The organism is Fusicatenibacter faecihominis, assembly GCF_020686945.1.
GTDB lineage: Bacteria > Bacillota > Clostridia > Lachnospirales > Lachnospiraceae > Limivivens > Limivivens faecihominis.
This window is the reverse complement of sequence record NZ_JAJEPR010000008.1, coordinates 57,411-80,459: the sequence shown is the minus strand read 5'-3', so window position 1 is coordinate 80,459 and position 23,049 is coordinate 57,411. Positions and strand designations below refer to the sequence as shown.

Below are 23,049 nucleotides of genomic sequence, written 5' to 3'. Positions count from 1 at the left end.
GATATTTTTTCGGTCCATCTATGTAGTCAGGTTTTTTATATTTTCAGTCGCCAAAGACTGCCGGGCCTTTTTTCTGCCCCGCAGTCTTTATAATTTTAGATATTTACAGATACAATCAGGCTTCCGGCCGGTGAAAGTTCTGCGTTGATGCGGCCATTTTCCACATTGACCGGCTCTCCGGTAACGGCGTTTACCGCATTTCCTCCTGCCGGCACCGGAATGGAAACGTGCGCCGGATTTTCGTCGTTATTGACGGCTACGATCACGGCCTTGTCATCCTGGATTCTCGCAAAAGCGTACTGCCGGTTGGTCAGAAGTAATTCTCTGTATTTTCCTTCGGAGAGCGGTGAAAGCTCTTTTTTCAGTCTGCCAAGCATCCGGATATGCTCTGTCAGCTGGCAGTCCTTATACTTTTCCTCCATCTCGGCCAGGTTCAGAGCCGGACGGAGCGGATCATCGTTGCCGCCTTCTTTTCTTCCCTCAATGCCCCACTCGGAACCATAATAAATGGATGGAATACCCGGCAGCGTGTAAAGAAGTGTGTACTCCGGGAACATGTGGGCTTTGTTATTCAGCTTGCTGGCCAGACGGTCCACATCGTGGTTATCCGCGAAGGAATACAGTGTTCTTCCTTTGTAAATACCGCCGTTCTCGTCAAATTCCCGGCGGATCGTGTGAGCGATCTCAAAATAGTTGTGATCGTTGTGGCCGGAATAGAGACCTTTGTGCAGTTCGTAATTCGTCACGGAATGGAGCACATCATCGTTTGCCCAGCGGGCGTAATCGCCGTGAATCACTTCGCCCATGAGCCAGAAATCCTCTTTTTCCTGAGAAGTTCTCCAGCGCATCTCCTTCATGAAATCGAAGGTCAGGCAGTCCGCGCAGTCCAGGCGGATTCCGTCGATGTCAAACTCCTGGATCCAGAAATGGATCACATCAAAGAGATAATCCCTCACGGCCTGCTCGTAAAGATTGAGGTTCACCAACTCGAAGCAGTTTCTCCAGGCCTCGTAGCCGAACCCGTCGTTGTAGGGGCTGTTCCATCCGAAGTTCACACCCTTGTACCAGTTCACATAGGGAGAATGTTCCCTGTTTTTCTGGATATCCTGGAAGGCGAAAAATTCGCGGCCGGTATGGTTGAACACACCGTCCACCACCACACGGATACCGGCTTCGTGGCATTTTTTAACAAAATCTTTGAAATCCTCGTTGTCACCCAGACGGCGGTCCACTTTCTTATAATCCTTCGTGTCATAGCCGTGGGTGGTGGATTCAAAGAGCGGGCCGATATAGACGGCCGTCACGCCCAGGTCCTTCATATGGTCGATCCAGGGAAGAAGCTTCTTCATCCGGTGCTCGATCTCTGTTCCCTCATTTTTCTTCGGTGCGCCCAGAAGGCCCAGCGGATAAATATGATAAAAAACTGCCTCGTTATACCAATGTCCCATTGTGTTTCTTACCTCCAGATTGTATTTTACTGATGTCCCATCAGCTGAAAATTCCGTGCATAAACTGTTTCGCCAGCGCTTCCTTCGTCGCCTGCGGCACCTGATAGCCTTCCGGCTCCCGGGCCGCCATGAGAAGAATGTAATGGTCCAGCATTCCGGTAAAACCCAGGGCGAACTGCTCCTGCCTGCCGTTCATATTTCCCAGCTGGCCGGAGGCTCCCATGAAAAGTCTCACCATATTCTGATAGAGATCTTCCACAAAAGGCTTTACCGACTGGTAGGCTTCATTCTCTCTCGCCGAATAAAAAAGCGACATCATCAGCATGTAGGATTTCCGGTGGTTCATGCCGTAATCCACATAGGCGGAGGCGATCTTCGGCAGGGTCAGCCAGATCTGCTCCTTCTCATCCCGGCCGTCAAAAACCTCGCTGCGAAACTGTGCATATTCCCGGGAAAGGAGAGCCTCCAGAAGGCCTCGTTTGTTTCCAAAATAATAATAGAGGGTCGGCTTGGTCACGCCGGCCGTCTCTGCGATCTCCTGCACGCCAACAGCGTCATATCCTCTGGCATGGAAAAGCTCCAGCGCGCAGTTCAGGATTTTTTCTCTGTTGTCCATAGTTCCCTCCTGCTGTCTCAATTATACCGCCCGGTATATAAAATGTCAACCAGGAAGACTCTGTATTTCACCGCAGATTTTTCCTTCTTTCGCCCGAAAACTCTCTTTTTCTCCACTATTCCTTTATATACCTCTTGGTATATAAAAGAATAAAAAACTGCCTGTCCAATTTTCGTCCGACAGGCAGTTTTTTAAGCTTGAAAACTCCGATTACATGCCAAAATATTCTTTGATCTCTTTCATTCTGGCCATCTGATCCACATGGAAAGACAGCGTTTGTTGCAATGACCGCAGCTTACACACTCTCCTGCGTGAAGCTCCAGCTTCCGGTAATGGTCTTTTGCCAGCTCGTCTCCAGCCTTCGCAAGAATTTTCATTTACTTTCATCCTACATCTTAAAGTCGGGTTTAAGTCAAGTTATTCACCGTCCCACGGAGGTAATTTTCCCTATAGAAAAAGCGGACGGCTGCCTTTGACCGGCCTGCGCGTCCGCTTTATTTCTTCTTATTATTTAAAATCTTTCTCGTACAGAATGACTCTGTCGTCTTCGTCGTAGCGCTTGTGGGAAAGGATTCTTCCAAGCTTACGGATACCGGTGCGCTCAGAGCGCTGGATGGCGTCATCTACAATATCTCTTACGTCAGCAATGCATACCGGATGCTCCGGTGTCTGCATCTCACTGATCCGGTTATAAAGGGCCACCGTAGCAGAATCATCGATACGATAATCCTCATCATATGCATAGATCTTACCAAAGGTCACCAGTTCGTCATTCGTCATGATCGGAATGGAGATTTCAGAGGTAAATTTCTCTGCAAAGGTCGGATTCTTGTCGAAAAGCTCTTTCAGATAACTCTTCTCATCCTCCAGAATTACCAGAAGACCGTCTGTGCGGAACTCCATGGCCTTGGAAAGCTGTGCGATGGATTCCTCTGCCAAATCTCCGGCTTCCTCAATGATGAGAGTACCTCCGGCAATCTTTGCCACCGTAGAGGGGATATCTTTCTTATTAAAATCCTCTGCATAGATCTTTGCGACTCTGGCAGCGCTGCTTCCCCGTCCCTGGCACAGAGCCTTGGCAAAACGGATACCCAGCGTCGTTCTTCCACTTCCGGGATCACCTGTGATCACCAGATTGCCGCTTCTTGACGTTTTATCCTTCTGAACCTTAATCAAAGATTCATTCAGTGCGAAAGCGATTTGCTCCTGAAGTCCCTGAATTGTGGAGAAATAAGAGAACATCTGCTGCTGGCTTAAGGTCAGGCTCTGATGAGGCCGGTATGCTGCCTGCTGGTAAGGATTCTGCCGGGCCGCTGCCTGCTCGGCATTTCTGCCTGCGCGCTCCATACGGATCACACCCTGGGCCTGATTTACATTGTTCTGGCGAGGCGGCTGCGGCTGGCCATTCATTGCGGCTGGCTGCGGCGCCATTCCCTGCATGGGCTGGCCAACGTTCGGCTGCTGTGGAGCCATTCCCTGCATGGGCTGGCCAACGTTCGGCTGCTGTGGAGCCATTCCCTGCATGGGTTGACTGCCGTTCGGCTGCTGCGGTGCCATTCCCTGCATGGGCTGGCCTGCGTCCATCTGCTGCGGTGCCTGTCCCTGCACGGGTTGACCAGCATTCATCTGCTGCGGTGCCTGTCCCTGCATGGGCTGGCCTACATTCAGCTGCGGCTGTGTCTGTCTCTCGGTTGGCTGGCCTGCGCCATTGACCGGAGCCTGTGTCTGAGCCTTCATGACCGGCTGCTGCACCGGCATCTCCGCCTTCGGCCGGCTGACAGGCTTCTCTGTCCTCGGCTGCTGCTGAGCTGCCACTTTAACCTTCTCTTCTTTATCACGATCCACGCCTGCCCGGGCCGCCAGCTGTTCATTCAGCCCGGCTGCCTGCTGGGCCTCTGCCCGCATCTTTGCGGCCTGAGCCTCCAGTGCGGCAAAGCCGGAAGCTGCTGTTCCGCTATTCTGCATCTGAGGTCTCAGATTCGGATTCTCTGCGACCGTTTTTACCGGTTCCACCGGCTGCTCCGGCATCACAGGCATTTCCGGAATTTCTTTCTCTGGCTCTTCCTGCTCTGCTGTGGAAGCGGCCTCATCGGCGCCGCTCATAGATACCAGAATATCATCGATAGATTCCTTCGGCTGTTCCACCGATACGTCTGCCGCTCTGTCTTCAAAGAAAGACATATCATTTTTCGGCTCCACAATCTCCGCTTCAGTCTCTGCCGGATGGATGCCGGAAATAATCTCCCGCATGCTCTCTGCCAGCTCTTTCTGCAGCTGCTGTGCATCAAAAGCTGTATCCGGAGCTGCTGTAGTGTTCTCCTGCTGAAGAGTTTCTTTCACTGCATCTGTGGGCATCACTCTCGTCGTTCCGCCGGTGGCGTATCTCCAGGACTGATCCTGTACCGGTTCCAAAACCTCCTGCTCTGCGGCTGCCGTATGCTGGCTTACCGCCTGGGCGAGCTCCTTCTGGGTCTCAGAAATGATATTTTCCGTGATCGCATCCGTCTCATTGGAAGGCATTTTATCTACAATGATCTTTTCCAGCTCCGGAACGGCTGCCTCCACCCGCTCCTTAATGGGCATCATTTCATCTCTGTGGTCGTAAATCGCCTGCTGCACCGGTGTTAGGTCAGTCAGGGAACGTTTCAGCTCCAGAGCTTTGATCACATACTTGCCCTGACGGAACCAGAGAACCAGGTCATCACAGCTCTCGATACATTTCTGTTTTTCCCCTGCCTGATAGTAAAGTTTGGCAAGCTCATATCCCCACTGCTCCGTATACTCTGCTTCCTTATATTCTTCCAGAATGGAAATCTGATCTTCCAGAGAAGAACCTCTTCCCTTATAGATCTCATATTTAAGAATATAACGGGAAGTATCGTTGGGTGCGGCGTTTACAAACTCGCTGTAATACTCCACAGCCTCATCAAATTCCTTCATCTTGATGGCGACTTCCGTCAGGCGGAACAGAATCGTTCTCGTCGTCTGAGATCTCCGGTATGCACGAAGAAGAATTTCCTTGCTATCCTCTAATCTATCATTTGCTTCATATATTTCACTGACCATGCAGAGAGTCCGAGTATTGCGAACACGCTTCCATTCCACGGTATCCGCCACCTTGACCGCTTCCTCATAGTTTCCGCTGGTGACTAATTTTTTAATCTCATCCAATTTGAGACTATATTCGTATTTATCCAATGTTTTCACCTCTTGACAGTTACCTTTTGGGTTACATAGATAGATACAGTGTACCATACCTCAAACTCCTTGTCAAAAGAAACGGCCCTGTTTTTCCCATAAAACTGCGAAAAACAGCCGCTATCGCTTTGCTTCGATAACGGCTGTTTAATGTTCTTCTGTCATATTCAGTTTTCTTTCTCTATATTTTTATTAATCGGAGGAAATATTCTTATATTTTGTAGTTTCCTGCTTTCTTATATTTAAGAAGGAATCTGTTAAAGCCTTCATCCTTTTGATAAAACTCAAAGTTTTCGATCATATTTTCCTGATATTCTCTTCGATACGATAATTTATATAAGTTCTCTCGATATATAAATCTTTACTTTCATATACCTTCAATTGTTATATAAGTTAACGTATTTTTTATCCGCTTGGAATAAAAACCTTTGAATGTCTTTGTGGTATTACTTCAATATGGTGACAAATCTTTTCGCTTTATCTCGGCTCCGGTTTATTTACTCTCCGATTATCTGGACTATATTCGATCTTTCCGGATTATTTATTATTGAGATAAAGGTCATTCATGCAGGAAACCTTTGCCATACCACATCCATATTGAATAGAATGATCGATCGGACTTCCCATTGGAACTGACCTCCCTTTATTTATTTCTACGAGTACCTCTAACAACTTGAGCTTCTCTTTCACTCCGGTTCCTTCAGCTTTCTCGTCACTGGAGAATGGTAAGTGTTTTTAGAAGTTCTTGTTTGTTGTTGACATTATAATAGCATGTCTTCTTTTATTTGTCAACACTATTTTTCATTTTTCTTTTAAAAATATGATTTTAGTTGTTCTATTCTTTTTAATTTTTATAATTTATAGAAATATTATGAAAATTCAGTTATTTCTACAGAGCTTCCGATAAGCGGACGGGCTCATTTTCCGGTGCACTTTGAACTGTTTAGTAAAATGAGACTGGTACTCATAGCCCAGCCACTCCGCGATGTCCCGGATGGAGAGATCCGTTTTTTCCAGAAATTCGCAGGCCTTTTCCATCCGAAGCTCCGCGATCACCTGCTGAGGCGACCGGCCTGTGTGCTTCTGGAAGATCCGATAAACCTGGGAGGGGTCCAGGCGCATGCTGTTGGCCAGCTGGGCCACGGAAATCTGGCTGCGGATATTTCGCCGGATGTAATTCATGGCCTCCTCAAAGCGCGAGAACTGGCTGCTCTCGGTACTGAGGAAGCGTTCCTTCTGTTTTTCCTCCGCCAGCCGCGCCATGAAAAGATAAAACTGCCCCGTGATGTAGAGCACATTTTTTCCAGTCTGGCTTTCTTTATAGATGTTCTGGATGCAGTCCTCCAGAAACGTGTCCTTATCATAATGAAAGATCAGGTGCTCCCTATCCAGACCGGCTTCCTTCAGAATCTCCTCTACTTTCCGTCCGAAAAAAGCGACCCAGCAGAGATCCCAGGGTTCCTCTTTGTCCGCTGTGTGAACAATGGTCTGACCCGGCAGGATCAGAAAGCCGTCGCCCTCTTTAAGATTGTACTTCGCTGTCTCCGTCTGGTAGGTCCCGCGGCCCCGGGTAACCCAGTGGATCAGATAATAATCCCTGGTGTCTTTCCCGTGGCTGTAGTTCGCCATCGTCGAAGAAAAACCGGAATGAAAGACAACGATATCGTCGTCGCAGTCCGGTTTCTCCGGATAAATATACTGATCGTGTACAAGCATAGAATCCTCTCCTTTTCTTTATCATAAACCCGCCGCCGATGTTATACAAGATTTATATAAATCAATACACGCCTTGTTTATATCTTTTTTCTTTTCTTTCCGCGATAATGGACGCAAGCATTCCATGAAAATATATAAATCAGGAGGTATTCTCATGCCTATTTTAAATTTTGAAAACCGACTTTTCGCCCTGGAGACCGCTCACATCAGCTATATTTTCGGCCTCTCCGAAAAGGGCTTCCTCGCAAACATCTACTGGGGTAAAAAAATCCCCCATGTGGAAGATTTTCTCGAAAATCCCTGTCCTTTTTCTGTGGTCAACCTCAGTGAGCCGCAGATTCTGAAGGAAGAATTTTCTGCTTTCGGAACCATGCATTTCAAGGAAACGGCCCTGAAAGTGACCTTTTCTGATCAGGTTCGGGATTTTCGCTACAGGTTAAGCGAGTGCCAGGTCGAGGACGAGCGGCTGGAGCTGATTCTTCAGGACGAATTCTATCCCTTCCGCATTCATCTTTTCTATGAGGTCTTCCCGGAGGCGGACCTCATCCGGCGCTGGAGCTCCGCGGAAAATACCGGAAGTGAGCCCATTGTCATCGAGCGCTTCTGCTCCGCCCAGTTCGGCCTTCCCGGCACCGGTTACACCTCTCTCAACTACAATGGCCGCTGGGGCGCGGAATTTCTTGAGCAGTCCGATCCCGTGACCGTCGGAAAAAAGGTCTATGAAAGCCTTTACGGCCTCACGGCCCACACAGCCAATCCCGTTTTTCTTGTGCATAAAAACGCCACGGAAACCACCGGCGACGTTTATTATGGAGCCCTCTCCTACTCCGGCAATTTCAAAGTCACCGTGGAGGCCGTCAACGCCGGTTTCACCAACATTCTCATCGGCATGAACGACACGGATTTTTCCTGGAGGCTGAATGCAGGCGAGACTTTCACCACCCCGGCGGTCTATGCGGGCTACTCAGACGGCGGTTTTGAAAAAATGACCCATACCCTTCATTCTTTTGCCCTGGAGCAGCTGATACCCCGGGAGCTGGCAGATAAGCCCCTTCCGGTTCTCTATAATTCCTGGTATTCCACCACTTTTTCTGTTCGCTGCAGCGAGCAGATCGAGCTGGCACGCCGGGCCGCCGCCATGGGCGTGGAGCTTTTCGTCGTGGACGACGGCTGGTTCATCGGAAGAAATGACGACACTGCAGGCCTTGGTGACTGGTATGTGGACCCGGAAAAATTCCCCAACGGCATGAATGAACTCATCGACGAGGTGCACCGGCTGGGCATGAAATTCGGCCTCTGGATTGAGCCCGAGATGGTCAATCCGAAAAGCCGTCTTTTTTCAAAACATCCGGAATGGGTGCTCTCCTATCCCAACCGGGAGATCCTCATGGGCCGAAATCAGTATGAACTCGATATGGCAAACCCGGAGGTGGTGGATTATCTCATTCAGGTACTGGATGAACTCCTCTCTGAGAACGCCATCGACTATATCAAATGGGACATGAACCGTTATCTCTCAGAGGCCGGTTCTCCCACCCGGGAGCCGCGTCAGTGGAAAGAACTTCATTTCTGCAGCACTGAAGGTGTCTACCGGCTCGCTGAGGAATTGAAAAAACGCCATCCGAAGGTGGAACTGGAGGCCTGCGCTTCCGGCGGAGGCCGGGTGGATTACGGCGCGCTGGAGCGCTTCGACGAGTACTGGCCCAGCGACAACACAGATCCGCTCGACCGGCTTTTCATCCAGGAAGCTTACAGTTATTTTTATCCCGTCAAATACATGCGGGCCTGGCTCACCGATGATTTCGGCATGAACCAGCGGAAACTGCCTCTCGCTTTCAGCATGCACAGTTCCATGTGCGGCGCCCTGGGGATCGGCATCGACCTGAACCGGGCTTCCGATGAAAAACTCACGGAAATCGCCGGGTACATCGCTGACTATAAGAAGGTTCGGAATACGGTTCAGTTTGGCGAGCTCTACCGCCTCTCCTCCCTGAAAACTGCGTCCCTCCAGGCTGTTCAGTACGTTCGCGACAATCAGTCCGCTCTCTTCTTATTTCTGGATCACGAGCGCTTCGGCGAGATCTGGCACACCGTCAAGCTTCGCGGCCTGAAAGAAAACGCTGTTTATGAATATGAACTGGATGGCAAAATTTTACGAAAAACCGGCGCTTATCTCATGCAGTTCGGCCTGGCGCTTCATATGAAGGGAGACTACGACAGCCGCCTCATCATTTTCACAGAAAAGGAGGCCTGAAATGATTACCAAGACCCTCTGGAAAAACCTCGATGCCCTCTCCCTGGAAAACGACGTGCTGCGGGTGATTATTCTCCCGGCTCTTGGCGGAAAGCTGGCCTCCGTTTTTCATAAAAAGAAAAATTTTGAGCTGGCTGCTCAGAATCAGGAAGCTTTTTACCACCTGCCTCATGTGGGGGACGATTTTTCCAGATATGATGCTTCCGGCCTGGATGATGCCTTTCCGAGTATCGATCCCTGCGAGTCGGAAACTCTGGCCGCCATTCTGCCGCCGGAGCAGGTTCCTCACAGCGCCTATCCGGACCACGGAGAAATCTGGAGCAGTTCCATGAAAAACAGGACTTTGCCGAACCGGGTGATTCTCTCATTTACGAGTCCCCTCTTTCCTTATTTTTATCAGAAGACCATCTCCCTCTCGGGCGAAAAACTTCTGCTGGAATATGAGATCCGAAATACCGGCGAAACGCCTTTTCCCTGCCTCTGGGCCTTTCACGGGCTGGTTCGCTATGAGGAAGATATGGAATTTTTCTACAGCAGCGACGTCCAGTCCTTTGAAAATGTGCTGGACTCCCTGGAATTAGGGCCGGCAGGAGAGCATTTTTTCCTGGGGGATTCCCGTTATGATTTCACCCGTGTTCCGCCGAAGAGTTCCCGGACCATGGTGAAATATTATGTGGATCAGAAGGTGAAAAACGGCTTCTGCGGCTACCGCTACCCTTCTCAGGGCCTTCGTTGTACCTTCCGCTATGATCCGGAAAAACTACCCTATCTCGGCCTCTGGATCACTGCCGGCGGTTTCCGCGGAGACTACAATTGCGCTCTGGAGCCCGCCAATGGCTACTACGACAGCATCCCGAAAGCCGCCGAAAGCGGAAGCCTCTGTTTTCTGAAAAAAGAGGAGCCTTTTCATTTTTCCCTGGAGCTCGCTCTCACGGAAGAGTAAGTTTTCCCTTCCCATTCTCCGCTTTCCTGTGCTATACTAGTACAGTGAAAATTAAGTATCTGCTATATAAAAATCAGACAAGTCAATATGGCGGTTACTTAATATTCACTGTACTAGCTTCAGCATAAGCCGGGAAATCCGGCAACGGAAGGTGATGACATGCGTTTATTTGATGCCGTTTCTGCACTGAAACCACAGAAACATGAAAAAACCACAGTTTCCAGAATGACGACAATCTGGAGCCAGCAGATCGACCCGGGCAGTGTCCTGCCGGAATACCCCAGGCCGCAGTTTCGCCGGGAAAACTGGATCTGCCTTAATGGCCCCTGGGATTATACGTTTACAAAGAAGAGCAAACGGCCCGAGCGCCCGGACGGACAGATCCTTGTGCCTTTTTCTCCGGAATGTCTCCGTTCCGGCGTGAGCCGCCAGCTTCGGCCGGGGGAATACCTCTGGTATTTCCGTTTCGTCTATCTGAACGCTGTCCCGGAAAACCAGAGGCTTCTGCTCCATTTCGGAGCTGTGGATCAGCGATGCAGTGTCTGGTGGAACGGCCACCTTCTCGGAAAAAATGAAAACGGCTATCTCTCCTTTTCCTTCGATGTGACGGATTATCTTCAAGAGGGAAACAACACGCTCTGGGTGCGGGTTCAGGATGACTCGGACAGCGGCAGCCAGAGTCGGGGCAAGCAGAGCTTCAAGCCTCACGGCATGTTTTACACTGCCCAGAGCGGAATCTGGCAGACAGTCTGGATGGAATGGGTGCCGGAAAACCGTATCGAGAGCTTAAAGATCACGCCCCTTTACGATGAGAGTTCGGTCCGGCTGGAGATCACGCTGACCCAGCCCCAGAACATGGAGATCCGCATGCTCTGGAACCGGGACTCCTACTGCCATTATGTGGAAAAAGAGGACTTTCCCACTGGTCAAAGCAAATTTGTCCGGGATATTCCTCTGCCGGATTTCCGCCCCTGGAGTCCGGAGGATCCCTTCCTTTATGAAGTGCAGATCATCACCGAAACCGACACGGTCCACAGCTATTTCGCCATGCGGAAATTTTCCCTGGGACTGGACGAGAAACAGCAGCCGAAGCTTTTTCTCAACAATCAGCCCTACTTTTTCAACGGGGTTCTGGACCAGGGCTACTGGCCTGAGAGCCTCTATACAGCTCCCAGCGATGAGGCCATGATCTTCGATATCCGCTCCATGAAGGACCTGGGTTTCAATATGATCCGGAAACATGTGAAGGTGGAGCCCCTACGCTGGTACTATCACTGCGATCGCCTGGGAATGGTGGTCTGGCAGGACATGGTCAACGGCGGCGGAAAACCGTTCCTTCCTCTGGTCTGCTACCTGCCGAATCTTTTTCCGCCTGTGACTACCCGGATTCGTGATAACCTCTACTGGTTCTTTTCCCGGACTTCCAAGAAGACCCGCCGGAAATGGGAGCAGGAGGCCATGAATCTCATCGATCACCTCTACAACGTTCCCTGCATCGGTCTCTGGGTGCTTTTCAACGAGGGTTGGGGCCAATTCGATTCCCTGCGCCTGACGGAAAAAATCCACCTCGCAGACCCCGGCCGCCTCGTGGATCATGCCAGCGGCTGGTTCGACCAGGGCGGCGGCGATGTGAAAAGCGTACATAACTATTTCCGGCCCCTGCGGGTGCGGACAGAGCAGCGCCCCTTCATCCTCTCGGAATACGGCGGCTACTCCTGCCCCGTGGACGGCCATCTCTACTCCACAAAATTCTTCGGCTATCACACCTACAAGGACACCGCGGAATTTACCGCCGCCTGGCAGGCCCTCCAGAAAAAGATCCAGGAACTCCAGGATAAAGGCCTCGCAGGAGCCGTGTATACACAATTGTCCGACGTGGAGGAAGAGACGAATGGTTTGTATACATATGACCGGAAGGTTTGTAAGGTGGAGAGGAAATTGTAAGGCCTTCCCGCGAACAAAAAATTTTCATTAAAAAAGACCCGATAAGGAATTTGCTCGCTTATCGGGTCTTCTTTGTTTTCTTTATTCTTCGGAAGCTGTCTCCGTTTCACTTTCTGTCTCGGTTTCCGGGTTGATCATGTCTTCGTAGTAGCTGATGATCTTCTGGACATCCATTTTGCTGATCCGGGCCGGGAGATTCTGGTCGGAGAGGACGTCGTAGAGTCCGTCGTCTGCCAGATAGAACTCGGTGGTCAGTTTGGTGCCGTCAACTTTGGTGAATACCAGTTTGAAGTTCGGATCACCGCTGACTTCCGGTGCCTCGCTGGTACGTTTCTGGGCCTGCAGGCCGATGAGGTTATTGTAGAACAGGCGGAACGGGGTGGAATCCACTTCCTCGCCGTCTACCAGATAATGGTAAACGGTCCGCATCTGCTGCTCGCTCTCCGTCTCAGTTTCGGTTTCCGCCTCGCTTTCGCTCTCCCTCTCGGTCTCTGCATCATCCAGAGCACCTGCGCTGATCTTGATGGTGTCAGCTTCGGTTTCTTCCTCTGTGGAAGCTTCTGTCTCTACCGGAGCCTCTTCACTTTCCACAGTGAGAGTCTTGGTCTCGCCCTGGTAGGTGACTTCCAGGCTTTTCATGTTGGTCATGGGCACATCGTTCAGATACATGCTCACATAATCCAGAACGTCCACATTCAGGAGTTTATCCAGGGTGGATTCGGACATCGTGTAAACGCCGTTGTTGTCTGCCAGTTTCACATAGTAGTCGCCGTCGTCGTTGGTGTTTCCGATGAGAAGAGTGGTGGTCACTTCGATGGTCTTCGGCTCCTCGGTCTCGGTTTCAGTTTCGGATTCAGTCTCGGTGGCTGCCTCAGTAGTCTCTTTCTCTGATACGGCCTCCGTCGTTGCTTCCTCAGTAGCTGTCTCAGATACAGCCTCCGTCGTGGTCTCTTCAGAACCAGTCTCTGTCTCAGATGTGCTCTCGCTCTCAGATACCATTTCCGTCTCGGTAGCAGCCTCTGCCACTTCCGCGGTCTCAGCCTCAGTTTCCTCTTCGGTCTCTGCCTCTGTCTCCTCAGTCACAATCGTAACGGTCTCCGTCGGTTTATCCAGGCCATACTGGGCCAGATCGTCACCTTTGTAGTCGATGAATTTTTTGTAAGTCAGGCTGGATACCGCATTGGTAAGGTCACTGGCTGCTGTAGCTCCGGCGGTCTCTTCATTGCCGTCCTGATCTTTCACGCTCCAGCTGGTTCCGCTCTCATCGGAGCTGAACTCTACGGTGCCGTCCTCTTTTTCCACCTTAATGTCACGGATATTGGTGGACTCAAGGGTCGGGAAGGAATCTGCTTTTGCCACATCATAGGGCTGCATGTTAAAAGCGTTGACGCTGCTGCTCGGCATGGTGTAAACATCTGCGCCGTCGTCTACTTTTACATAAAAATCATTGTTACTGCTGTTCTGATTACCGATGTAAAGAGTAAATGTGGTTCCGTCTGTTTTCAGAACCGTCACTTCCTGCTGCGGCTTATCCAGACCATACTCAGAAAGATCCTCCGGGCTTTCCAGTACCCGGTCAACGGTAAGGGTAGTCAGACAATTCATTTTCGTATTGACCGCACTCTCATCCAGCGGGAAATCCGGGTCCTCCTCGTAAGTCCAGGTATCGTCGTTTTTCACATAGGTCATGGTTACGTCGCCGTTTTTTACAGTAACCTTGGAGATCTCATCCTCCGTAACAGATACCGGCAGAGAACTTTCCTCGGTCTCCTCCGTCTCTGCTTCCTGATCTGATTTCTTCTGCTGAAGATCGATCACAAAATAAAGAACCAGAAGAACGATCAGGATCAGGACTGCAAAAAGCAGTCCCTTTCCTTTTTTCTTTTTTTTCGCTGTCATTATCTCTTTCTCCTCTTAAACCAGATGCCGCCTCCGATAACCAGGCAGAGAACCGGCAGAAGTCCGATTGTTACCATACCCCACATCCGGGCAGATGCTGCTGTCACAGTCAGATAAGAAATCTGTGTGCTCTTGCTCGGGATAGAAACGCTCTGTTCCTGATCGCACATCCAGCTTACGGAATTGGCCAGAAGTTTCACGTTGTTTCCGGAAACCATGGCATCTACCTGCTGGCTGAACAGGTTTGCGCTGGTCAGATAAACAAGCTTGGTCTCTCCGTTATCCACGGACTCGGTAACTGCAACGCCCACATCGAAAGGTCCCTCTGCGTCGCCGTCCTCTTTTTCCAGAGTGCCATTTATATTGGTCTTTACATAAGCAGAATCAGAGGTGGTAAGAAGACTCTCGATGGTGACGGTATCTCTCCTGTCCTCAAGCTTCTCCACGGCCTGAGCCACCGGCATCAGAACGTAGGAGTTTGATTTTGCCAGCTCTCCCAAAGCGTCGGCGCTTCCGATATTCGGAACCAGATAGGTCGGGTTTCCGGAAATGTAATGCTGGCCGTCTGCCTCCAGGACAACGCCTGCCATGGTGCCGATGCCGTAGTTATTCAGAACCTTCTGAAGATTCGGCATCTCTTTGTCGCTGTAGCTGGTGATAATAATGGCTTTGCCGCCATTTTCCATGTAGGTGATCAGTTTGTCTGCTTCCTCTTCACTGAGGTCATTCTGCGGGGAGAAAAGCATGACGCTGTCTGCATCGTCGGGAACGCTCTCCTCGGTGAGGAGGTTCAGATCCTTCATCTCGATGTTCTCTTTCTCAATGGCAGATTTCATATCATCGGTCATTGTTGCCTCTTCGTGACCGGTGATTGTATACATAACCGGCAGTGAGTCTGTTGTTACATAGGAAATGGCGCTTGTAACCTGACCCTCGCCGTCGAAGCCTGTGGTCTCATACTGATAAGTCTGATAATTGATCGTGGACTCAAACATATCCGCATAGGGAATGACCTTGCTGCGGTTCTCGCCTACAACGATCAGGGAATTGCTTGCCAGATCGTCATCGGTATATTCAGATACAAAGTTCGGGTGAAGTACCGGGTCCATAGTCTCCACTTTTACATGGGAGGAAAGACCCTCGTAACGCTCCAGAAGTTTCTGAATCGTCTCGTTTTCACTTCCGCTCTCAGCGATCTGATAAATCGTCACATCCTGATCCAGGTTGCTCACCAGCTCTTTTGTGGTGTCGCCGATGGTGGAAAGCTTTGTCTGGCTTAAATCTACGTTTCTGTACTGGGACGGAAGTTTTCCGACTACCAGGTTAAATACCACTGCGATGGCCAGTACAACCACGCTGATTCCCAGGCTGTAGGAACCTTTGCGGATGTTTTTGCTACTCCATTTCGGCAGGATATTTTTTATATTGGGCTTTTTGATACTTGGCTTTTTCATGATCTGTCTCCTCCCTTTAGCTCCATCTTCTCTTCTGGATGGACTGCACCGTGAAAAACAGGAACAGGCCAATGACCGTGAGATAATAAACCACGTTGGAAACATCCAGAATTCCGTTTGTAAAATCATCAAAATGGCTGCTCAGGTCAAAAACACTTAAAATTTTCTGTATCGCACCTTCCAGAAGTGTGGATTTCAGGAAATAAATCGCTGCCAGAACTCCCTCACCAACGATGCCGATAATCACAGCCAGAAAGGTATTTTTTACAACAGAATAAATGACAACTGCCACACCAAGGATCAGTACCGCGATAATCATGAAAGAGGTAGCTGCAGTCTGGCTTAAAATGCTGGTCAGGCTGTTCATCATGTAGCAGATAAACAGAGCGCCGAAGGTGATAACTGCTGCAATGACCGGGCTCTCTGTCAGGGAAGACAGGAAAAGACCGATGGCGATGTTAGAGCAGCCCAGGAGGAAAAATCCCAGGATTGCCGTGTAGGACATCGGCATGGAAACCTCACCGTAAGCTCTCATGATCAGCGGATACAGGCAGATAATCAATACCGGAATAGCGAAAATGGCAACCATTCCGAAGAATTTTCCAACCACGATGTCAGTCACAGACAGTGGAGAAGTCAGAAGCAGCTGGTCTGTTTTCTGACGCTGCTCTTCTGCCAGAGCTCTCATGGTCAGGATCGGTGTCACGATCAGGAAAATAAAGTTTACTGCGGAAAGCGTATAACCGAAAATGGGATAAGCCATATTCATATGATACGCGGTGAAATAAATGCCTGTCACCAGAAGCATAAATGCGATAAATACATAGCCGGACATGGAAGTCAGATATGCCCGGATCTCTTTTTTACAAATGGTACTCATTCTTGACCACCCTCCCTGTTATCTTCTTCCTGTGTTTCCGGTTCTTCGGAAGCGTCGTCGTCCATCAGGCTCTGAATGGCCTCTGCGTCGCTGGAAGCTCCGGTATTATTCGCTGCCGCGTTATCCTGGGAAGTCAGCTCAAGGAAGATATCCTCCAGAGAAACATGGGTGTTCTCCATACGAAGGATTGGGCACTGGTTCTCCGCGCAGGCGTAGAAAATCTTTTCCCGGATGTCCTCGTTTCCTTCGGTTTTCACATTGACCTGAACCAGGCCGTTTTCGTTGGAGGTGAAGTTCTTCTCGGCAATCTCCGGAATGGCATTCAGCATTCCCTCAACCTCAGTCCGGCTGCCCTTGATGGTGAGCTCCAGAGTATTTTCACCCTCCATCAGTTTTGCCAGGTTCTCCGGGGTATCGCTGGCTACCAGATGACCATGGGAAATGATCATGACGTAATCGCAGACAGCACTTACCTCAGAAAGAATATGGGAACTTAAAATAACCGTATGTTTTTTGCTCAGGCTCTTGATCAGGTCACGGATCTCTATGATCTGTTTCGGGTCCAGGCCCACCGTCGGCTCATCCAGAATGATAACCTCCGGATATCCCATCAATGCCTGGGCCAGACCGGTTCTCTGTTTATAACCTTTTGACAGGTTCTTGATCAGACGGTCTTTCATATGGGTCAGCTGAACGGTATCCATGATGTCGGCGATCATGTTCTCCCTGTCTTTTTTCGGTACCTTTTTCAGCTCAGCTGCCAGTCTCAGGTACTCGATGACTGTCATATCCATGTAAAGAGGCGGCTGCTCCGGCAGATAACCGATGTCTTTCTTTGCCTCCTCCGGCTCCTCCAAAATGTCATGGCCGTTGATCACTACCGTTCCTTCTGTGGATGCAATGTAGCCGGTGATCATATTCATGGTTGTAGATTTTCCTGCTCCGTTGGGGCCCAGGAAACCATAGATCTGACCTTCTTCCACCTGAAAGCTCAGATGGTCTACCGCTGTATGATCTCCATACCTTTTCGTCAGATTCTTAACTTCTATCACGGTTCTTCCTCCTTTTTTTGCCTGTCCAGTGCTCGTGCGCCGGACTCCAGCACAAATATATTCTAAAATAAGAAAACTTTGTGTTCATTTGGGGGAAAGATTGTGATTTTTTTTTGATAACTTTTTGAAAATTGTGTGAACGCGGGACACAAAAAAGCCCCCGGCCATGAACCTCTCTCATGCCGGGGGACAATTTCTCATTTTCTCTTATTTTCTGTTGTAATTGATCAGGCAGCCTTTGAGGATGATCTCGCGCTCGTCATCGGTGAGCTCGTCCATTTTCAGGGTGATCTCTTTCAGGCCGTCGTCTGCAACGTAGCAGGTGAACTCGCCGGCTTTGTTCTCGATGGCTTCGCGGATGCCCGGAAGGAAGAGGTAATCGCCGTTCTTGAAAGGAAGCTCGCCCTCGTCGATGAGGAAGGGAAGCATACCCCAGTTGATCAGGTTGGAGCGGTAACGTTTGGTAGCGTACTCGTTGGCGATGTTTGCCCAGCCACCCAGAACCTTCTGGCAGGAAGCCGCCTGCTCTCTGGCGGAACCGTCGCCGGGTTTTACGGCGAAAATGGTGGAACCAACGCCCACGTTTGTCTTATCTACATCCGGATATTTCTCATGGATGGCCTTGAATACCGGTTTGAGCTCCGGAAGAGCTTCGCCCGGACAGTTTCCTGCCTCGATGGCCTTCTGTGCGGCCTGTACCTCTTTTGCCCGGCCAACATAAGCCGGATCTTTTCTGGAGAGAGTGAACTCTGCCAGGCCCAGCGGGTTGGAACGATAGGAAGAAGTCTCTCCGGAGGGGATCAGCTCATCGGTGGTCGTTACCGGATCGTGGATCTCAGATACCACTTTCAGGATCATATTTTCCGGAAGAGCGGACATTTTCGGCCAGTCCTTGATGTTCGGGCCAAAATGGATCTCCTCATTCGGGTCTGCTACGCCGTGGCTGTCGAAGACGCGGTTCGCATAGATATTGCTGTCGAAATGATAGGTCGGTCCGGTGTATTCCACATCCAGATCGGTGGCTGCTGTCAGATAACCTTTGTTTGCTGCTGTTGCCGCGATGGAACGGGCATCCATAAGAGCCACGGAAGCAATCTGACCATTCTGAAGCTTACTTCCCTCACGGTTCGGGAAGTTTCTGGTAGAGTGACGAATGCTGAAGGCATTGTTGGCCGGTGTGTCGCCTGCGCCGAAGCAGGGACCGCAGAAGGCCGTCTTCACGATAGCGCCGGTCTCCATAAGCTCTGCCAGTCTGCCGTTTCTGGCAAGCTCCATGTAAATCGGGGTGCTGGCCGGATAAACACTCAAAGTAAACTCGTCACAGCCGATGCTGCGGCCTTTCAGGATATCTGCTGCCGCGCAGATATTTTCAAAACCGCCGCCTGCACAGCCTGCGATGATTCCCTGATCCACATAGAGTTTTCCGTCCCGGACTTTGTCTTTCAGTGTGAAGTCTACGGCTCCGCCCAAGGACACTTTCGCACGTTTTTCTACATCTGCAAGGATATCGTCCAGGTTCCGGTTCAGCTCATCGATGGTATAGGTGTTGCTGGGATGGAAGGGCATGGCGATCATCGGACGGATCTCACTTAAGTTCACCTCAACCACGCCATCATAGTAAGCGATCTTGCCCGGTTTCAGCTCTTTGTATGCAGAGGTTCTTCCATGGATCCGGTAAAATTCCTTGATCTCTTCATCTGTCTGCCAGATGGAGGACAGGCAGGTGGTCTCAGTGGTCATAACGTCCACGCCGATACGGAAATCAGCACTCAGCTTGGACACGCCCGGGCCCACAAACTCCATAACTTTATTTTTCACATAGCCTTTGGCAAAGACTGCGCCGATAATGGCCAGAGCCACATCCTGAGGACCGACACCCTTTGCCGGCTCGCCGGTCAGATAGATGGCAACCACGCCGGGCATATTGATATCGTAGGTCTGACAGAGCAGCTGCTTTACCAGCTCCGGTCCGCCCTCGCCCATGGCCATGGTTCCCAGCGCGCCGTAACGGGTATGGGAATCAGAGCCCAGAATCATCTTTCCGCTCTCTGCCAGCATCTCACGGGCAAACTGGTGGATAACTGCCTGATGAGGGGGCACATAAATTCCACCGTACTTTTTCGCACAGGTCAGACCAAACATGTGGTCATCCTCGTTGATGGTTCCGCCCACGGCACAAAGGCTGTTATGACAGTTGGTCAGCACATAGGGGATCGGGAATTTCTCCAGCCCTGACGCTCTGGCCGTCTGGATGATTCCTACATAAGTAATATCATGAGAAGTCAGTTTATCAAACTTGATCTTCAGTTTTTCCATATTTCCGGATGTATTGTGATTTTTCAGAATACGATAGGCAATGGTATTTTCCGCTGCCTCTTCCCGGCTCAACGTGTCTTTTCCAAGCATGTTGCGAAGAATCAGTTTTGCATCCCCGGAATCTTCCACCAGCTCCGTGCCGTTTACCAGATAGGCACCTGTGTCATATAATTTAATCATGCATCTATCCTCCATTTCTGAACGCTTTTCCTGGCGTTCACTGGGCTTTCAGGTTCTATATTTTTTCTGATAATTCACATTATAACGGTGCAGTGATGAGATTGCAAGGAAAAATACGGGAGGTGGGAAATGAGCACAAAGAAAAGAGGATATGATCTTGAGCTTTAATCATATCCTCTTTCAATGATGATTCTCCATTGGAAGATACCTCTTTTCTTTTATTTGTGATGCTTTTTACAATCTGCTTTTTAAAATAATTGAAAACTTAGTATTTCGGTGGTCCGTACCGTCCTTTCTTTGAAATTTGGGGTCCTGTCACTTATCTTCTTATCTGAATGTTGGAAAGATAAATGAATGACTACTGTTTCACTGGAATCTCCTCCTTACTGGAATCGCCTTTCGTTTGATTTCCTGTTTGTTTTGTTGTCTTAATTATAGCCTGCTGCCTCTATTTTGTCAAGCATTATTTTAAAAATATTTTTTCTTTCTATTTATTGTATTATTTTAATGAAATTTTCTAATTATTTATCCAGCTATAAAAAGACCGGATCTCCTCCACGCAAAGGAAATCCGGTCTGATTCTCTTATGCTCTTACTTTTGCCAACATCACTTTCACTGGCCCCTCGCCCGGAACGATCCGATACTCTTTCACATCTGCAGGAATAATAAAAGTTTCTGCATAATGCACTTCAAAAGGAGTAAAGCTTCCGTCCGTGCTTTCAATGTAGGCATTTTTTCCTTCCACAAGGTTTCCCACGTTCACGGAATCCCCACAGGAAACGATGCAGGGACTTTCCAGAGAATAACGGAAGGTATCGATGGGTTCCCGGACCTGAAGGCCGGTTTTCTCGACAAGGCAGCCCTTTTCTACAGATACGATCTCATCCTGATGGATTAAATTTTCCTCTATCCAGGGTGTAGTACGCTCCCACTGGATGTTTTTCAGACCATGTTCAATATGAACCGGCCGCGGTATGCCATCCAGGCCAACACGTCCCCAGTCCCACAGCTTAAAAGTAAAGATATAGGGAGTGGCACTGATCTCCAGCACCATGGTATTCTTGCCGGAGCAATGGATCGTCCCTGCCGGGATCAGCACATGATCATGCTTTTTCACCGGAATCTTATTCACATATTCTTCCGCCGGAAATGCAATCTCACCTTTTTCCGCTTTTCTCAGATCCTCCGCCATCTTTTCACGATCCACATTTTCCTTCAGCCCCAGATAAACATAAGTGTCCTCATCCGCATCCAGAAAATAATAGCTTTCATCCTGGGTATAATGCATGCCGAAGGTATCCTGGATATATTCTGTCAGAGGATGTACCTGCAAGGACAGGTTACCGCCGCCCATGGTATCCAGAAAATCAAAACGGATCGGGAATTCCGCTCCGTATCTGCCGTATACCCTCTCACCCAGAAGTTCCTTTGGGCAGTAGAGTGTCACATTCATGGCCGGAGTCTTCACCGTGATATCTCCAAACTGCATGTTGACACAGTTTTCCTCCGGTACTCCATCAAAGCTCCAGGCCAGATTTTCCTTCTCCTGACCAACGCCAAAATTCTCCTGCATCCAGTGCCCGCCCCAGACGCCGGGATCAAAATACGGCTCCAGACGGAACGGCGCCTTTGCAAACTGCCTGAGTCCATCCCGGAAAGCCTCGCCTGTCACCAGCTTCGGATGATCCTTTTCTTCCGTCTCCAGCACATAATCAAAGGTATCGTATCGCTCTTTTTTATAGCGGTCTGCCAGTCTCCATTCAATGAAAAATCCGATCTTATACTTTGTCAGAATCGGCGCATCCCCATTAGACAGATTCCAGTTTCCCATGCCTGCACGGTAGCGAAGCTGAATCTCCCATCTCGTGATATCGCAGTAAACATACAGGTCTCCCCGAGCGATCAGATCGGCTCCCATACCCACAAGAACGGTCATACCATCGGAAGCTTCCACCTCTTTTTTCATGGCTTCCAGCTTCTCACTGTCATAGAAATCTTTCAGCTTTTTGTGGCAGATAACGCCGAAAACACGGTCATCCGTGATATAGTCTCCAAACTCTTTCAGCCGTTCTTCTTCTGATTTCCGGCAGGTTTCCATATCCAGAATATGGTCGGCTCCCAGGGAAGCGGCCAGTTTTAGGACCTCTTCCTTTCTCACGCCCGGGTATAAATCAAAGACCACGAGAACGCGGCCCTGTTTTTTTCTCTTTTCTGCTTCTTTTCGGAGTTCCTCCGCAGCCGAATCATAGTTTTCCCAGATCTCTGAATCATGTCCCCCGATCTTCTTGACCGGATGCGGATTGTAATTGTGATACTTATTTCTCATGCTTATCCCCTTTTCTGCTTTCTCATAGATACACAAATATCCTTCTGAAAAATAAATTGCCGGGGGACTGCATTTTTATCTTTCCTAAAGATCTACCGTATATTTATAGCGATTTCCCGGATAATAGCAAATCGAATATTCAAAAACTTCATTTTCCGGAAGATAGGTTTTTCTTACCCGCTTAAATACCGGCATCGCCGGACCGATTTCAAGAAATGCCTGTACTTCTTCTGATGGAAGCGCCGCCTCCAGCGTATCTTTTCCTTTTTCAATGACAATCTGGTAGGTATCCTTCAGAAATTTATACAGAGATTTCATATAATATTTTTCATCCAACGGCAGTTCCACCACACATTTCAGATAAGTGATGGTATAGACCAGCGGACTTCCCTGAACATTCCTCACCCGAGTAAGCCGATAACAGAAATCTGTTTTCGGTATTTCCAGAGCCATAGCTACCCGGGTGGACGGAGTGATTTTTTCCATCTTGCAGTAAGAAGTATTCATCGTGATATTATGCTGCTTCATCTCATCAGTAAAGCTGATCACACTCTTCATATGCTCATCAATCTTCTCATAGGTAACTTCCGTCCCGATTCCCCTTCTGCTCATGATATAGCCAGCCTGGGACAGGGCTGTCATTGCCTGACGAATCGTCACTCTGGACACCTGATACTCTTCCATCAGCATATTTTCTGTAGGAAAACTGTCTCCCTTATTATATTTTCCATGCTCAATATCTGTTCTCAGGATTGTTTCCACCTGTGAATACAGCGGCGGAGCTCCTTTTTCTCTGTTCAGAATCATATCCATCCCTCCGGT

Annotated in this window: 15 protein-coding genes; 3 read left to right on the top strand and 12 right to left on the bottom strand. The window is 49.4% G+C overall.

The genetic code is table 11. The annotated features are described in order from the left end of the window. Positions 1 to 95: 95 nt before the first annotated feature. The 5 genes from LKD71_RS06770 to LKD71_RS06750 form a co-directional block, all read right to left on the bottom strand. Positions 96 to 1,448, bottom strand: a complete 1,353-nt coding sequence (locus tag LKD71_RS06770; RefSeq protein WP_227614846.1) for an alpha-amylase family glycosyl hydrolase — start codon at positions 1,446 to 1,448, stop codon at positions 96 to 98. Between the two features lie 40 nt (positions 1,449 to 1,488). Beyond that, a complete protein-coding gene (locus tag LKD71_RS06765; RefSeq protein ID WP_227614845.1) occupies positions 1,489 to 2,064 on the bottom strand; it encodes a TetR/AcrR family transcriptional regulator in 576 nt (191 codons plus the stop codon). A 239-nt stretch (positions 2,065 to 2,303) separates the two neighbouring features. Continuing rightward, on the bottom strand, positions 2,304 to 2,441 hold the full coding sequence (locus LKD71_RS06760; protein WP_227614844.1) for a hypothetical protein: 138 nt from the start codon (positions 2,439 to 2,441) through the stop codon (positions 2,304 to 2,306). 130 nt (positions 2,442 to 2,571) lie between these two features. Then, positions 2,572 to 5,262, bottom strand: a complete 2,691-nt coding sequence (locus LKD71_RS06755; RefSeq protein WP_227614843.1) for a hypothetical protein — start codon at positions 5,260 to 5,262, stop codon at positions 2,572 to 2,574. Positions 5,263 to 6,141: 879 nt separating this feature from the next. Next, positions 6,142 to 6,978, bottom strand: a complete 837-nt coding sequence (locus tag LKD71_RS06750; RefSeq protein ID WP_227614842.1) for an AraC family transcriptional regulator — start codon at positions 6,976 to 6,978, stop codon at positions 6,142 to 6,144. A gap of 154 nt (positions 6,979 to 7,132) precedes the next feature. Here LKD71_RS06750 and LKD71_RS06745 point away from each other — a divergent pair, with 154 nt between their 5' ends. From LKD71_RS06745 to LKD71_RS06735, 3 genes are all read left to right on the top strand, one after another. Beyond that, complete coding sequence (locus LKD71_RS06745) at positions 7,133 to 9,232, top strand: alpha-galactosidase (RefSeq protein WP_227614841.1); 2,100 nt, start codon at positions 7,133 to 7,135, stop codon at positions 9,230 to 9,232. 1 nt (position 9,233) lies between these two features. Next, positions 9,234 to 10,175: an aldose epimerase family protein gene (locus tag LKD71_RS06740; RefSeq protein WP_227614840.1), complete on the top strand. Its 942-nt coding sequence runs from the start codon at positions 9,234 to 9,236 to the stop codon at positions 10,173 to 10,175. 159 nt (positions 10,176 to 10,334) lie between these two features. Further along, positions 10,335 to 12,119 carry a glycoside hydrolase family 2 protein gene (locus tag LKD71_RS06735; protein WP_227614839.1) on the top strand — a complete coding sequence of 595 codons (1,785 nt, stop codon included), beginning with the start codon at positions 10,335 to 10,337 and terminating at the stop codon, positions 12,117 to 12,119. Positions 12,120 to 12,200: 81 nt separating this feature from the next. On the opposite strand, the gene LKD71_RS06730 is transcribed toward LKD71_RS06735, so the two are convergent. From LKD71_RS06730 to LKD71_RS06700, 7 genes are all read right to left on the bottom strand, one after another. Beyond that, entirely contained in the window at positions 12,201 to 14,018 is a 1,818-nt protein-coding gene (locus LKD71_RS06730) for a DUF4340 domain-containing protein (protein WP_227614838.1), read from the bottom strand. Continuing rightward, complete coding sequence (locus LKD71_RS06725; protein ID WP_227614837.1) at positions 14,018 to 15,472, bottom strand: GldG family protein; 1,455 nt, start codon at positions 15,470 to 15,472, stop codon at positions 14,018 to 14,020. Before LKD71_RS06725 ends, LKD71_RS06730 begins: the two co-directional genes overlap by 1 nt. A gap of 16 nt (positions 15,473 to 15,488) precedes the next feature. Then, a complete protein-coding gene (locus LKD71_RS06720) occupies positions 15,489 to 16,352 on the bottom strand; it encodes an ABC transporter permease (protein ID WP_227614836.1) in 864 nt (287 codons plus the stop codon). After that, positions 16,349 to 17,404: an ABC transporter ATP-binding protein gene (locus LKD71_RS06715; RefSeq protein WP_227614835.1), complete on the bottom strand. Its 1,056-nt coding sequence runs from the start codon at positions 17,402 to 17,404 to the stop codon at positions 16,349 to 16,351. The genes LKD71_RS06720 and LKD71_RS06715 overlap by 4 nt, the downstream gene beginning before the upstream one ends. Positions 17,405 to 17,611: 207 nt before the next feature. Then, a complete protein-coding gene (locus LKD71_RS06710) occupies positions 17,612 to 19,900 on the bottom strand; it encodes a hydratase (RefSeq protein ID WP_227614834.1) in 2,289 nt (762 codons plus the stop codon). A 584-nt stretch (positions 19,901 to 20,484) separates the two neighbouring features. Next, positions 20,485 to 22,227, bottom strand: coding sequence for a class I mannose-6-phosphate isomerase (locus LKD71_RS06705; RefSeq protein WP_227614833.1), 1,743 nt, complete (start codon positions 22,225 to 22,227; stop codon positions 20,485 to 20,487). 84 nt (positions 22,228 to 22,311) lie between these two features. Beyond that, positions 22,312 to 23,034: a GntR family transcriptional regulator gene (locus LKD71_RS06700; protein WP_227614832.1), complete on the bottom strand. Its 723-nt coding sequence runs from the start codon at positions 23,032 to 23,034 to the stop codon at positions 22,312 to 22,314. Positions 23,035 to 23,049 lie beyond the last annotated feature (15 nt).

Coding starts and splice junctions, on each gene's coding strand:
- LKD71_RS06770 (WP_227614846.1), bottom strand. CDS start 1,448: ATGGGACATTGGTATAACGAGGCAGTTTTTTATCATATTTATCCGCTG.
- LKD71_RS06765 (WP_227614845.1), bottom strand. CDS start 2,064: ATGGACAACAGAGAAAAAATCCTGAACTGCGCGCTGGAGCTTTTCCAT.
- LKD71_RS06760 (WP_227614844.1), bottom strand. CDS start 2,441: ATGAAAATTCTTGCGAAGGCTGGAGACGAGCTGGCAAAAGACCATTAC.
- LKD71_RS06750 (WP_227614842.1), bottom strand. CDS start 6,978: ATGCTTGTACACGATCAGTATATTTATCCGGAGAAACCGGACTGCGAC.
- LKD71_RS06745 (WP_227614841.1), top strand. CDS start 7,133: ATGCCTATTTTAAATTTTGAAAACCGACTTTTCGCCCTGGAGACCGCT.
- LKD71_RS06740 (WP_227614840.1), top strand. CDS start 9,234: ATGATTACCAAGACCCTCTGGAAAAACCTCGATGCCCTCTCCCTGGAA.
- LKD71_RS06735 (WP_227614839.1), top strand. CDS start 10,335: ATGCGTTTATTTGATGCCGTTTCTGCACTGAAACCACAGAAACATGAA.
- LKD71_RS06730 (WP_227614838.1), bottom strand. CDS start 14,018: ATGACAGCGAAAAAAAAGAAAAAAGGAAAGGGACTGCTTTTTGCAGTC.
- LKD71_RS06725 (WP_227614837.1), bottom strand. CDS start 15,472: ATGAAAAAGCCAAGTATCAAAAAGCCCAATATAAAAAATATCCTGCCG.
- LKD71_RS06720 (WP_227614836.1), bottom strand. CDS start 16,352: ATGAGTACCATTTGTAAAAAAGAGATCCGGGCATATCTGACTTCCATG.
- LKD71_RS06710 (WP_227614834.1), bottom strand. CDS start 19,900: ATGATTAAATTATATGACACAGGTGCCTATCTGGTAAACGGCACGGAG.
- LKD71_RS06705 (WP_227614833.1), bottom strand. CDS start 22,227: ATGAGAAATAAGTATCACAATTACAATCCGCATCCGGTCAAGAAGATC.
- LKD71_RS06700 (WP_227614832.1), bottom strand. CDS start 23,034: ATGATTCTGAACAGAGAAAAAGGAGCTCCGCCGCTGTATTCACAGGTG.